Consider the following 13,196-nt stretch of genomic DNA (forward strand, 5'->3'; position numbering starts at 1 on the left):
TATCGGTTTATCATTCGGGACGACCCGAACAGATATGAGGTGTCCCTATGCCTTGGATTTTGTTGTTGTTTGCCGGCTTGCTGGAAATCGTTTGGGCGGTTGCGATGAAGCAATCAGCTGGTTTTTCGCGTTTATGGCCCACGGCTGTGATGGGCGTCTCAATGATCGGATCGTTCGGCTTGCTGGCTCTCGCGATGCGAGACCTGCCATTGGGAACTGCCTATACGATCTGGACCGGGATCGGTGCCGTGGGCGCGTTCATGGTCGGCGTGATGTTTCTGGGCGAGGCGCTGACCGCACCCCGCCTTATCGCGGCGGCCCTGATTGTGGCAGGGCTGATAACGATGAAACTGGCCTGACTTTACGCTTTTTGCAGGGCGCCGATGATTCCTGAAAAGTCCTTGGCTTTCAGGCTGGCACCGCCCACCAGTGCTCCGTCCACGTTTGAGACCGCGAAAATGTCGGCCGCGTTGCTCGGTTTGACCGAACCGCCGTAAAGCAATCGGACCGAGCGGCCGACACCTTCGCCGAACCGCCGTTCGAGCCGGGCGCGGATAAAGTCGTGAACCTCACCGATCTCGTTTAGGGTAGGGACCTTGCCGGTGCCAATGGCCCATATGGGTTCATAGGCGACGATCAGGTTCTCACCGGTCGACTGGTCCGGGATCGAGCCGGACATCTGGCCGCCGATAATGTCCAGCGTGTTGGCCGCCTCACGCTGTTCCAGGCTTTCACCGACGCAAATGATCGTCTTCAACCCGGCATCCATCGCAGTTCGCGCCTTTGCCCGGACATCCTCGTTCTGCTCGCCGTGGTCCTCGCGCCGTTCGGAATGGCCAAGGATGACGCTGCTCGCACCGGCATCCACCAACATTTCGGCACTGATGTCGCCGGTATGGGCGCCAGACTCAGCGGCGTGGCAGTTCTGACCCCCAACCGTAATCTCTGTTTCTTTCAAGTTCTCCGCAGCGCGGTGCAGCAGAGTCGCCGGTGGGCAGATCAGCACATCTACCGCTGCCGCGGGGTAGGAACGTGCTAACGCCTGAAGCTCAGTCAAGGCTGCCGAAGTTCCGTTCATTTTCCAGTTTCCAGCTGCCAGCTTGCGCCGCATAACGCATACCCCCAAAATAAGTCGTTGTTTCCTCACCGGATAGCACCACAAGTCCAGCGTGACAATTCCGGTTGCAAACAGCTACCCACAACGGCAAGTTCCGCGCCAGATTGGAGGGCTGCATGATCGACGATCTGGACCTGAAAAAACTCGACAACAGGGATAAGGCTGAGCTGAAACAACTGCTGCTTGCTGTCGGCGAAGTCGGATTTTTGACGGTGTCGAACACCGGTCTGACCGGCGATCAGGTGCGCCATGTGATTGCGGCCTACCACGATTTCTTTCACCTGCCAGTAGCCGAGAAACGGATTGTCGATATGGCTGCGACCGGTTCGAACCGGGGGTGGGGCGCACCACAATCCGAACAGGTGGACCCGGCGGCCAATCCGGATTTCAAAGAGGTATTCGATTGCGGCTTTGAGCTGGCCAAGAACAACGCCTACGCGGATCAGGGCCTGAGTGTTTATGCACCAAACCTGTGGCCGGAAAACCCGCAGGGTTTTCAACGTACAATCCGTGAGTATTACAGTGAGGCCTGTGCGGTGGCGATGCGTGTGCTTCGCGCTATTGCGGTTGCTCTGGGGCGTGACGAATCCAGTTTTGATCGCGCCTTTGATACGCCAATGGCGCTGTTGCGGGGAAACTTCTATCCCAAGCGCCCAGCATGGGCTGGTGACCGGGACTTTGGTATCGGAGCGCACACGGATTACGGCTGCCTGACCTTGCTGGCGACTGATGGCTCGTCAGGGTTAGAGGTCCGCATGCCCGACAACGGCTGGCAACCGGTTTCGGCAGATCCCGGCACCTTCATCATCAATTTCGGTGAGATGCTTGAATTCTGGACGGCGGGTCAGGTCAAAGCCACTCAGCACCGGGTGATCGGAGGTGCACAGGAGCGAATCTCGGTGCCGTTGTTCTTTAATCCATCCTACGACACCAATGTCGCCCCGCCACAGTCAGGTGAAACGATCAGCGCAGGTCAGCACCTGACACAACGCTACAACGAGACTTACGTGCACCTGCAGGCGACTTAGTTTTGCGAGGAAAGGGCGTCGTCGAACTTGATGGATTCGCCACAGCCGCAGGCGTCCACGACGTTCGGGTTCCGGAACTTGAAGCCGGACTCCAGCAACGAGACTTCATAGTCGATTTCGGTTCCGAACAGGAACATCTGCGCCATCGGCGCGATCATGACTCGAGCGCCGTCCTGCTCGACGACTTCGTCATTCGCGTCGGGCTCGTCCACGTAGTCCATGGTATATTCCATGCCAGCGCAGCCGCCCTTTTTGACGCCGATGCGCAGGCCAGCATGACCGCCCGACGCCATCAGGCGTGCGATCTGTTCGGCCGCTTTGGGCGTTATTGTCACGGCCTGTTTGCCGGGAATGCCAAACATGGGGTTCTCCGTTGCGCTGCGTTACCGCCAATTTAGGGCCGAGGGGCGGCGGGCTCAAGACATAGCAGACCTTCTGACCTAACTTTTACCGACGGTTACATGGCCAATCGACTTGAAAGCCAAAGTGAACTTGCGTCGTTAACAAAGTTCGCCTTAGCTTGACCACAGTATCATGAAATTTGAGCACAGGGTGAATGAATATGGCAGAGATGGGATATTTCTTTAAAAGAACCTTTCTGATTCAATCGGTTGGCGCGTTGTTGTTAAGCGCAAGTTTCGTATCTGCCGCGGCAGATTCTGAACGCCATCCAGTGAACTGCTCAACAGCCGAAGGTGACTTGCGCGCCATTGCAGCCGAAAAGAAACATGCGGAAGACCAGCAGGCGGAGAGTATCTTTGCGATCACGCCAGCCGGTGCCTTGCTGGGCTTGGCCACGGGCACTGAAAAGAAAAGGCTGAGCATGTTGAATGGCGATTATGTCAAAGAGCTGGATCAACGTGCTGCCGAGATCAAATCGACCTGCGGCGTAGAATAGGACGCACGGCCCTTTTAATGAACAAGTGCCGCCCTGTCTGAGGCGGCCTTATTAGATATATTTCAAGTCTTTATCTTGAGAACCTGAACCAAAACTCACATGAAGCCGAGCTCGAGACGTGCTTCGTCCGACATCATCTCCATACCCCAGGGGGGCTCCCATGTCAGTTCGACATCAACTTCTTTGACGCCTGCGACCGGTTCAATCGCCTCGACGATCCATCCGGGCATGTCACCGGCAACCGGGCATCCGGGTGCGGTCAGGGTCATGATCACCTTCACCGCGTTTTCTTTGTTGATGTCGATGGTGTAGATCAGACCCAAATCGTAGATATTAACCGGGATTTCAGGGTCATACACAGTCCGACAAGCTTCTACCACTGCGTCGTACAGGGGATGCTCGATGGTCGAAGGCGCAATCAGTGGCGTGCCTTCAAACTGTTCACTTGGATGAGTCATTCATGCCTCGGGGCTGTTACCTGAGGAATTATATAGGGAAAGCCTTTGGCAGCGTCCAGTGGGGCTTTGTGACCCATGGGCGCTGCCATATTCGCCTCAGTCGTTGATATCGTGTCTGAAGAATTTTACCTGGCCATGGGGCAGGGCGAACATGCGCCGCAAAACCAGCCAGGCAACCAGCGACAAGACTGCGAAGATCAAAAGCAGCACGGGCAAGTTGGGAGCAATACCGGGGATAACAAGCAAAAGACCCGTTATCGCAGCGCCAATCGCAAATCCCAGAAAGATGAACCCCGGCAGAATGATCTCAAGAATACCCAGGGCCAGCGCCCCGGCCAGCCAGAGCCACCATGTCAGCCAGAAGGGATCGGCCATTATCTTCCTCCTTTCAGCATCTTGAAGGCATCGCCAAAGGCTTCAAGCGCATTTGCGGGGACCACGATGGTTTGCTTTCCATTGCCGTTACCCAGCGCGTTCAAGGCTTCGACCTGTTTCAATGCTACTTGATATTGCGCGGCCTCAATACCGTTGTCCTGAATGGCCTTGGCCACGACACCGGTCGCATAGGCTTCGGCCTCAGCCTGAATCCGGCGGGCCTTGGCGGACTGCTCGGCCGCATAGAGTTCTGCATCGGCCTGCAATTCAACTGAACGTTTCTGACCTTCGGCCTCGGTCACCTGTGCGCGGCGGGCACGTTCAGCGTTCAACTGCTGCAACATTGCGTCGCGGGTGGCCTGATCAAGGTTCACGTCCAGAATCTCGGCGCGGGTGACTTCGATACCCCAGTCATCAACGGCGGTTTCGACGCTTTCCTGAATGCGTTCTATCAGTTGCGCGCGGTTGGACTGCACCTCATCGAGATCCATTTTACCGATCTCGGCGCGGACGATACCGGCAACGGTGGTCGCAATCGCGCCATCAACGTCGCGGATTCGGTAAACGGTCTTTTCGGGTTCAAGAATGCGGTAAAACACCGACGTATCGATCTGGACCAGAACGTTGTCTTTGGTGATGGCGTCCTGGGTTGCGTTTGGCAACTGACGTTCCAGAATGGATATCTTGTGGCGTGCAACATCAAGAAAAGGAACGATAAAGTTGATGCCTGGCCCGAGCACTGAGTGCAGGCGGCCAAAGCGTTCGACCACGTATTTCTCGGATTGCGGCACGATTTTGATGCCCTTGAAGATGATAGTGATAATCAGAACCGCGGCGAGCAGGTAAATGATGTTTGACGTTAGCAATCCAATGATCTGGTCTTCGGTCATATCTGTCCTCTGTATTTTTGTGTACTATGGTATACACTTGGGGATTGACTTGCCCAATTTCAACTCTGGTATGGCGGGAATACCGGTGGATGCAAATCTCTGACATTGGGGATGTTGAACGGAAAATTCTGAATGTGACCGCTTTGCATCCTGACGTGATTGCGCTATCGGGCGGGGATGAAACTGATTATCGACACAGACCCTGGTATCGACGATGCGATGGCCATTGCATATGCCGCCGCAGCCCCGGAAATCGAGCTGATTGGCCTGACCACCGTGTTCGGCAACACGCATGTACACCAATCCAGCCGCAACGCGCGTTTTTTGCTGCATAAGCTGGGGTTGGACGCACCTGTGGCCGAGGGCGCTCCATATCCGCGGGGTGCCAATGCACATGCGCCGTCCGAGCATGTGCATGGCCCTGAAGGGTTCGGGGACATCACCGAGATTCCGCAGGTTGGGGCAAATCACACTATGACCGCGGCGGAGTTTCTTGTTGACCAGGCGCGGGCGCATAAAGGCGAACTGGTGGTTTGCGCGGTTGGACCGCTGACCAACATTGCCGATGCCATGCAATTGGATTCTGGTTTTGCGTCCAATCTCAAGCGTTTGGTGATCATGGGAGGGGCTGTGTATTGCCCGGGAAACATCACCGAACACGCCGAAGCCAATATCTATCATGATGTGCAGGCTGCAGATGCCGTGTTCGCGTCGCCACCGGATACCGTTTTGGTTGGTTTGGATGTCACGCTGAAGACCTTGTACGAGACCGCCGATTTCGAGGCTTTGGCGAAACGTTCAGCAGGAATGGGCGCATTTTTGCGCGATATCTCAAAGTTCTATCTGAAGTTCTACAAGGATATCGGTGGGTTGGAAGGGTGCGGCCTGCACGACTCGACAGCCGTGATTGCCTGCACGCATGCGCCGATGTTCGATATGGTCGAAACGGGGCTTCAGGTTGCGGTTGATGGGCCTGAAATTGGGGCGACCCGACCCGATCCGGCCAGACCGATAGTCCGGGTTTGCAGGGACGTGGACGGAGAAGGAGTTGTAAGCCTTTTCACAGACCGCGTTGCGTCATTGCCCTGACGGCTTGAAAATACCAGAAAGATCGGGCAATTGCTGCCCGGTTCCGCGACCCCCTCGAGGCATATACATGACAGACCGCTTCTCATTCGATTTGAAAGCAACCGACGGCAAGGCCCGCACCGGAGTCATCAACACTCCGCGCGGCGAAGTGCGCACGCCCGCATTCATGCCTGTCGGCACGGCCGCGACAGTCAAAGCAATGATGCCGGAAAGCGTGCGCGCGACCGGGGCCGATATTCTGTTGGGTAATACCTATCACCTCATGCTGCGCCCGACCGCCGAGCGGATCGACCGACTGGGCGGGTTGCACAAGTTCATGAATTGGGAGCGTCCGATCCTGACGGACTCGGGCGGATTTCAGGTCATGTCGCTCGCCGGGCTGCGGAAACTGACGGAAAAGGGCGTCACATTCAAATCTCATATCGACGGTTCGGCGCACGAGCTTACGCCCGAACGATCGATGGAGATTCAGCGCCTTCTGGGATCCGACATCGTGATGTGCTTCGACGAATGCCCGGCCTTGCCAGCCGACCGGGACCGCATCGCGGACTCGATGCGCTTGTCGATGCGGTGGGCTGAACGATCGCGCGACGCCTTCGGGGATCGTCCCGGCCATGCCTTGTTCGGTATTCAGCAGGGTGGGTTGGAGCAAGACTTCCGCGAAGAATCTGCCGAAGCGCTGAAAGAGATCGGGTTCGAAGGCTACGCCGTCGGCGGTCTGGCCGTCGGCGAGGGGCAGGAGGCGATGTTTGGCGTTCTGGACTTTGCGCCGGACATGTTGCCGGTGGACAAGCCACGCTATTTGATGGGCGTCGGCAAGCCTGACGATATTGTCGGGGCCGTTGCCCGCGGCATAGACATGATGGATTGCGTTCTGCCGTCGCGCTCGGGGCGTACCGGGCAGGTCTTCACGCGCCACGGTGTGGTGAATATCAAAAACGCCCGCCACGCTGACGACCCGCGCTCATTGGATGAGGCGTGCAGCTGTCCCGCTTGCTCGAACTATTCCCGAGCGTATCTGCACCACGTGTTCCGCTCGAACGAGATGATTTCGGGCATGCTTCTGACCTGGCACAACCTGCACTATTTCCAGGAAATCATGCAGGGTATGCGCGACGCCATTGCCGTCGGAACGTTCGACGCCTGGCAGGCCGAGTTCCATGCGCAGCGTGCGCAAGGCGATATTGACGCGCTGTAACAACTGTGTCTTTGCTCCGCTCGGACAATAACGAACAGAAAGCCGTGTAATGCAGGCTGGCGGAACGACCGGGCATGGGGAACATATCCAGTTAAAGCCGAAGAATTCCAACGCCGTAGTTGTGTGCGTAGACTCTCGCCTGATCTGGCAGGCGGTATTCTTTTTGCTTCGCGCAATTCAGAAGGATACACGTCGCGACGCGGATTACTTTTTGTATCTGTCGGAACCTGTTTCCAAGAAGTACACGGATCTGCTTGGCGCGGATGTCACGGTCGTTCAACACGAAGAAGAGATTATCCCCAGCAACAAGTTTCGCTCTTTTAGGCATGTTACGCCCGCTACACTTTTGCGGGTCAGGGCAATCGAGCAACTCAGCCAAAAATATGAGCGCGTGATCTATTGTGACGTGGACATGTTTCTTCGGTGGGGGTCTCTGACGGATTTGCCGGAAATCGACTGGTCGGGGCGTCCAGTTGCTGCAGTTCGAGAGGCTGTTTATTGGGGAAGAAACAGTGAGGAAGGGGTTCGTGACGCGCATTTTTTGCAACCAGATCAGCGCGAACGTTACTTCAACGCGGGCATGCTCATTGCCAACGGGCCCGAGTTTGTATCCCAGGACATAGCGAACCGGGCAGTCGAGTTTCTGCTTGAGCATGGTAAGGCCGCCTCCATGGCGGACCAGACGGCGTTGAATGTTGTTCTGTCCGGCAATTGGGCTGAATTGCCCCCAAGCTGGAACTGGCAATGTCACATGGGTGATGGTGTTCTGGCCTCGGCACTAAATCCAAGGATCATGCACTTCTCAGGTGACAAGAAACCTTGGGATGCGCCGCTGTTTCTGTTTGATGAGCATTACCCGCGTTGCATGCACGAGTTCCTCGTGGATCGCGGGCTGGATGATGAGGCAAAAGCTCTGCACGCAAATGTTTGGGCAGAGGATTTCAATCCGGTGGTTTTGCGTCGGCGCGTGCGTCTAATGCGCAGGGGGATCGACAGATATGCGGATATCGAAGAGTTTTTGCAGCGAAACGATTTCGCAGCGACTTGGTAGTGGGAAACCGGTAGACAATTCGGAGTTCGCAGGCATTTCGCCGTTCAAAGCGACAAGGGAACATCAATGAAAAATCTGACGAAACTGGCGGAAGACTATGGCTCGGACAAGGGCTTTGTTAGCTATGCGCATGGCTACACGCGCCTGTACAATCTGCTGTTCTTTCCTATGCGCGATCAAAACGTCCGTCTCCTGGAAATGGGCTTGCAGATCGGCGGGCCGGAAAAGGGGCAAAGTGCGGATCGAGAGACGACGGCTCTTCCGTCGGTTTCCATGTGGCTGGAGTATTTCCCCAAGGGTCATGTGACGGGGTTGGACGTTTCCGATTTCTCGTGGTTCGAAGACGCGCGGTTTGATTTCGTTCAATGCGATATGGACAAGCGCGAGAACATCAAAGATGCCGCGGCCAAGCTTGAGCCTGGTTTCGATATTATTCTGGATGACGCATCCCATGCCTCGCATCACCAGCAGTTCGGTCTGTTGGAGATGTGGCCTCTGCTCAAGCCCGGTGGGATGTACATTATCGAAGATCTTCATTGGCAACCACGCACCTACGAACCCAAGGGTTTCACAAAAACCGGTGACCTCTTTCAAGGGTTTCAGCGCCGCCGGAGTTTCGAGCACTCGGATCCTGAGATCGAGCGTGACTTGAACGCGCTGACCCCGGAAATCGGCTTTGCCTATGTATTTCCTGACGGGTTCCGGAAACGTGGCGCGCAGAAGGTTCTTGTTCTGCAAAAGGAATTTTGAGCGCCGATCAGTTGTCCAGGCAAGATGTGATGATTGTTTGGGCAGCGGGGGTATGACTGCTTGAAAACCAGAGCAATCTGCACCACTTTGGAAATCTAAAGGAGCCTTCCGATGCTGCCGCAAAGCGGGGCGAGCAGAAGGTTTGCCAATAAAATAAGGATAGAGCATGCAAGAGCCCCTGAACTCCTCATACCCAGTGCTGCCGCTGCGCGATATCGTGGTGTTCCCACACATGATCGTGCCGCTTTTCGTTGGTCGGGAAAAATCCGTCCGCGCGCTGGAAGAAGTGATGCAGGACGACAAGCAGATTCTGTTGTCCAGTCAGATTGATCCGAGTGACGATGACCCCACAATTGATGGCATCTACCGGTCGGGCGTGCTGGCCAATGTATTGCAATTGCTGAAATTGCCGGATGGCACCGTGAAGGTGCTGGTCGAAGGTCAGGCCCGTGTTCAAATTACGGAATTCCTTGAAAACGAAGAATTCTTTGAGGCCCGCGCCGAGTATCTGACCGAAATTCCGGGTGACGTAACCACGACCGAAGCACTGCAGCGCACGGTTGCGGATGAGTTCGAGCGTTACGCGAAAGTGCGCAAGAACATCCCCGAAGAAGCGCTGACTGCCGTGGGTGAGACTGCCGAGCCCGCTAAACTGGCCGACCTTGTGTCGGGTCATTTGGGTATCGAGGTCGAGCAAAAGCAGGAGCTGCTGGAGACGCTTTCAGTCAGCGAACGGCTTGAGAAGGTCTATGGCCTGATGCAGGGCGAAATGTCCGTTCTGCAGGTCGAGAAAAAGATCAAGACCCGCGTCAAAACCCAGATGGAGAAGACGCAGCGCGAATATTATCTGAATGAGCAGATGAAGGCCATTCAGAAGGAGCTTGGCGATGGTGAGGACGGCAGCAACGAAGTCGCCGAACTGGAAGCCAAGATCGAAGAGACCAAGCTGTCGAAGGAAGCGCGAGAAAAGGCTGAAGGCGAGCTGAAAAAGCTGCGCAATATGAGCCCGATGTCGGCTGAGGCCACCGTCGTGCGCAACTATCTCGACTGGATTCTGGCCTTGCCGTGGGGCACCAAATCCAGCGTCAAAAAGGATCTGGGCCGTGCGCAGGACATTCTGGACGCCGATCACTACGGGCTTGAGAAGGTCAAGGAGCGGATCGTCGAGTATCTGGCGGTACAGCAGCGTTCGAAAAAGCTGAAAGGCCCCATCTTGTGCCTTGTTGGCCCTCCGGGTGTGGGTAAGACCTCGCTTGGTAAGTCTGTGGCAAAAGCAACGGGGCGCGAGTTCATTCGCATCTCGCTGGGTGGCGTGCGCGACGAATCCGAGATTCGTGGCCACCGTCGGACCTATATCGGTTCGATGCCCGGCAAGATCATTCAGGCGCTGAAAAAGGCGAAAACCACGAACCCTCTTATCCTGCTCGATGAGATCGACAAGATGGGGCAGGACTTCCGTGGTGATCCGGCCTCGGCAATGCTGGAAGTGTTGGACCCGGAACAGAACAGCACGTTCATGGACCACTACCTTGAGGTCGAATATGACCTGTCCAACGTGATGTTCCTGACCACGTCGAACAGCTACAACATGCCTGGGCCTCTGCTGGACCGGATGGAGATCATCCCGCTGGCTGGTTACACCGAAGAGGAAAAGAGCGAGATCGCCAAACAGCACCTGATCGACAAGCAAGTCAAAAACCATGGTCTGAAGGCCAAGGAATTTGAACTGACCGATGAAGCGCTGCAGAAGATCATCCGCACTTACACCCGCGAGGCGGGCGTGCGGAACCTCGAACGTGAGATCGCCAAAGTGGCGCGGAAGTCGCTGACCAAGATCATCAAGAAAGAGGCGGAAGAGGTCACTGTGACGCCCGACAATCTGGATGAGTTCCTTGGCGTGCCGAAGTTCCGTTATGGCCTTGCCGAACAGGACGATCAGGTTGGTGTTGTCACCGGTCTGGCGTGGACTTCCGTTGGCGGTGATCTGCTGCATATCGAGGCGCTGAAACTGCCTGGTAAAGGCCGGATGAAGACCACGGGTAAGCTGGGCGATGTGATGAAGGAATCCATCGACGCGGCCTCGTCCTATGTGCGGTCGATCTCGCCCCAGATCGGGGTGAAACCGCCGAAGTTCGACTCGCTGGACATTCACGTCCATGTGCCGGATGGGGCGACGCCCAAGGATGGCCCAAGTGCCGGTCTGGCAATGGTTACTTCGATCGTTTCGGTACTGACCGGTATTCCGGTGCGCAAGGATATCGCCATGACGGGCGAGGTATCTCTGCGTGGTAACGCGATGCCGATTGGCGGCTTGAAAGAAAAGCTTCTGGCGGCCCTGCGTGGCGGTATCAAGACCGTGCTGATCCCGGAAGAGAACGAAAAAGATCTGGCCGAGATCCCGGACAACGTGAAGGAAGGTCTCAAGATCATTCCCGTCAAGCACGTGTCCGAAGTGCTGAAGGAAGCGCTTGTGCGTGAGCCTGAGGCCATCGAATGGGATGAGGCCGCCGAAGAAGCAGCGGCAGCTGCCGCGAAGGCTTCCGAAAGCTCTGGTCAGGCAGCCACAACGCACTGATCAAATTAAGCAAACGAAAGGCGGGGATTTCCCCCAGCCCTTTGCAATAAATGATGCAACATGGTGCCGAACGCATAGTAGGAGCGGCACCATGTTACAAAACAACGCCCGAAGATATCTTCGGGCGTTGTCTGTGAAGGATGGCGACTATGCGGACAAAGCAGCCAATCGGAAGGGCTCATTTCATAGAAGTCTCCAATTGGAAAGGTGCGCGGAGTGCCGAGGTAAGTTCACTCCGCGCGACACTCATTCGAGTGCGTTCTTGTAGATCACCCCATCCTTCATGATGAAATCGATGTTGTTCGCGTAGTCGACGAGGATAGTAACGTCTTCAATTGGATTGCCGTCCACCAGTAGAATATCGGCATAAGCTCCCTCCGATATCACGCCCAACGGGCCATCAACGTATGGATTAAGCTTTCCTGAAAGCGCCAGCAATTCAGCAGTCTTAGACGTTGCCTGAACTAGAATTTCATAAGATGACCAGACTTCGGTCCGATACTGGAATTCATCATTCTGCTTCGAAAGCGCAACTGGGTCTCCAATGATGTCTGTTGAGAATGCGACCTTTTCTATTCCGAAATCCTTGATGAGCTTCATCTGATTTCTTGCACCGGCTTGGACACTGAGGAACTTTGCCCCAGCGGTCGGTCCTAGTGCCTTTGCCACTGTTTCTTCGTCCAGCCCCAGCAGCGAGTAGAAGGGGACAATCCAAGCGTCAGCATCCTTGATTGCTTGTGCAGAGACTTCTGTCATCAGCTGTCCGTGTTCGATGCTGATTACGCCAGCTTCTAAGGAGCGCAGGATCGAGTCATCATTGTATGCGTGGACCATGACATAAGTGTCCCAGTCCGCTGCGGCCTTAACTGAGGCTTCAAGCTCCCCAGGCAAGCCCTGTACAGTGTGCAGTGGGTCGACCGAAGAAGACACACCACCGCCAGCCATAACTTTTATTTGCGTAGCTCCGAGCCGCAGCGCCTCTCGCGTTGCGCGCAGTACTTCTGGAACGCCATCGGCCAGGAACTCTACATGTTGATTAAAGAAAGAGGGCTGTGCTCCCATAAAGTTGGGGTGCGGTTCGGTGTAAACGCGATGTTCTCCGTGACCCGAAGTTTGAGAGATCACGGGTCCAGATGGGTATATTCGTGGTCCGACTGCCTTTCCTCGATCAATTGCTTTTTGCAATCCAATTGCAGGGCCTCCAGCATCTCGGACAGTTGTGAAGCCACGCAGCAACATTTTTTCTGCTTCTGACGTGGAAACAGCGCCCCAATACATCCAATCAAAGTTATCTCTCAGATCAGCCACAGGCTCTGTTATTGCCATATGCACGTGGGCATCAATCAGGCCCGGCATCAGAGTTCTGCCTCCACCGTCGATTATCTTAGCATTGGCGACGGCAAGGGGTTCAGACGATACCTCCGCGATTAGATTATCGACTACCAAGACATTCGCGTTCTCAATTCTCTCTGCATTCACGCCGTCAAAAACATGTACGTTAGTAAAGAGTATCGGAAAGCTACCCTCTTGTGCGAATGCCGGAGTGGAAATGAGTCCCGCAAAGATAACCGAGGCTGCACTCTTCGATAGTGCTCGCTTGAAACGTAGCTCAAAGGAAAAGTTCATTTTCCGATCTCCAGCTAATGATATCCGAGGTGGCGATCATGCTAACAAGGTTTTTGAGAATTACTTATTGTCATTTGAGGACAAACCTATTTTTCTCTGTCCAGTAAAGATAACTTGGATGACATATGTGCGCACACGCCT

At 55.3% G+C, this 13,196-nt stretch carries 14 protein-coding genes; 8 read left to right on the forward strand and 6 right to left on the reverse strand.

All coding sequences use genetic code 11. The features are described 5' to 3' along the window. The first annotated feature begins 47 nt into the window (after positions 1–47). The gene (locus ACR0AA_RS07185) at positions 48–359 is read left to right on the forward strand and encodes a DMT family transporter (protein ID WP_480661488.1); all 312 of its coding nucleotides are present in this window, start codon (positions 48–50) and stop codon (positions 357–359) included. Positions 360–361: 2 nt separating this feature from the next. Here the strand turns inward: ACR0AA_RS07185 and tpiA are convergent, their stop codons facing one another. Continuing rightward, positions 362–1,111, reverse strand: a complete 750-nt coding sequence (gene tpiA, locus ACR0AA_RS07190; protein WP_480755740.1) for a triose-phosphate isomerase — start codon at positions 1,109–1,111, stop codon at positions 362–364. 122 nt (positions 1,112–1,233) lie between these two features. Here tpiA and ACR0AA_RS07195 point away from each other — a divergent pair, with 122 nt between their 5' ends. Next, on the forward strand, positions 1,234–2,145 hold the full coding sequence (locus ACR0AA_RS07195) for an isopenicillin N synthase family dioxygenase (protein ID WP_480755741.1): 912 nt from the start codon (positions 1,234–1,236) through the stop codon (positions 2,143–2,145). On the opposite strand, the gene ACR0AA_RS07200 is transcribed toward ACR0AA_RS07195, so the two are convergent. Further along, positions 2,142–2,507 (reverse strand): HesB/IscA family protein, encoded by a 366-nt coding sequence (locus tag ACR0AA_RS07200; protein WP_480661491.1) that lies wholly within the window; start codon positions 2,505–2,507, stop codon positions 2,142–2,144. The two genes, ACR0AA_RS07195 and ACR0AA_RS07200, sit on opposite strands and share 4 nt — an antisense overlap. Before the next feature lie 200 nt (positions 2,508–2,707). Here ACR0AA_RS07200 and ACR0AA_RS07205 point away from each other — a divergent pair, with 200 nt between their 5' ends. Then, complete coding sequence (locus ACR0AA_RS07205; protein ID WP_480661492.1) at positions 2,708–3,043, forward strand: hypothetical protein; 336 nt, start codon at positions 2,708–2,710, stop codon at positions 3,041–3,043. Between the two features lie 95 nt (positions 3,044–3,138). Here the strand turns inward: ACR0AA_RS07205 and ACR0AA_RS07210 are convergent, their stop codons facing one another. From ACR0AA_RS07210 to ACR0AA_RS07220, 3 genes are all read right to left on the reverse strand, one after another. After that, positions 3,139–3,501 carry an SUF system Fe-S cluster assembly protein gene (locus ACR0AA_RS07210; RefSeq protein ID WP_480661493.1) on the reverse strand — a complete coding sequence of 121 codons (363 nt, stop codon included), beginning with the start codon at positions 3,499–3,501 and terminating at the stop codon, positions 3,139–3,141. Positions 3,502–3,597: 96 nt separating this feature from the next. Continuing rightward, positions 3,598–3,876: an NfeD family protein gene (locus tag ACR0AA_RS07215; RefSeq protein ID WP_480755742.1), complete on the reverse strand. Its 279-nt coding sequence runs from the start codon at positions 3,874–3,876 to the stop codon at positions 3,598–3,600. Next, positions 3,876–4,766 carry an SPFH domain-containing protein gene (locus ACR0AA_RS07220; protein ID WP_480661495.1) on the reverse strand — a complete coding sequence of 297 codons (891 nt, stop codon included), beginning with the start codon at positions 4,764–4,766 and terminating at the stop codon, positions 3,876–3,878. The genes ACR0AA_RS07215 and ACR0AA_RS07220 overlap by 1 nt, the downstream gene beginning before the upstream one ends. A 177-nt stretch (positions 4,767–4,943) precedes the next feature. Here ACR0AA_RS07220 and ACR0AA_RS07225 point away from each other — a divergent pair, with 177 nt between their 5' ends. The 5 genes from ACR0AA_RS07225 to lon all read left to right on the forward strand — a co-directional run bounded on the left by ACR0AA_RS07225 (position 4,944) and on the right by lon (position 11,429). Next, complete coding sequence (locus tag ACR0AA_RS07225; RefSeq protein ID WP_480755743.1) at positions 4,944–5,855, forward strand: nucleoside hydrolase; 912 nt, start codon at positions 4,944–4,946, stop codon at positions 5,853–5,855. Between the two features lie 67 nt (positions 5,856–5,922). After that, the gene (tgt, locus tag ACR0AA_RS07230; RefSeq protein ID WP_480755745.1) at positions 5,923–7,053 is read left to right on the forward strand and encodes a tRNA guanosine(34) transglycosylase Tgt; all 1,131 of its coding nucleotides are present in this window, start codon (positions 5,923–5,925) and stop codon (positions 7,051–7,053) included. 49 nt (positions 7,054–7,102) lie between these two features. Continuing rightward, the gene (locus ACR0AA_RS07235; RefSeq protein WP_480661498.1) at positions 7,103–8,104 is read left to right on the forward strand and encodes a glycosyltransferase family 8 protein; all 1,002 of its coding nucleotides are present in this window, start codon (positions 7,103–7,105) and stop codon (positions 8,102–8,104) included. A gap of 66 nt (positions 8,105–8,170) precedes the next feature. Continuing rightward, positions 8,171–8,854 carry an O-methyltransferase gene (locus tag ACR0AA_RS07240; RefSeq protein ID WP_480661499.1) on the forward strand — a complete coding sequence of 228 codons (684 nt, stop codon included), beginning with the start codon at positions 8,171–8,173 and terminating at the stop codon, positions 8,852–8,854. A 166-nt stretch (positions 8,855–9,020) separates the two neighbouring features. After that, positions 9,021–11,429 carry an endopeptidase La gene (lon, locus tag ACR0AA_RS07245; RefSeq protein ID WP_480755747.1) on the forward strand — a complete coding sequence of 803 codons (2,409 nt, stop codon included), beginning with the start codon at positions 9,021–9,023 and terminating at the stop codon, positions 11,427–11,429. A gap of 246 nt (positions 11,430–11,675) precedes the next feature. Here lon and ACR0AA_RS07250 read toward each other — a convergent pair whose 3' ends face one another. Then, positions 11,676–13,055, reverse strand: coding sequence for a metal-dependent hydrolase family protein (locus tag ACR0AA_RS07250; RefSeq protein WP_480666340.1), 1,380 nt, complete (start codon positions 13,053–13,055; stop codon positions 11,676–11,678). Between the last annotated feature and the right edge of the window lie 141 nt (positions 13,056–13,196).

This window comes from Ruegeria sp. CE8 (assembly GCF_056537465.1).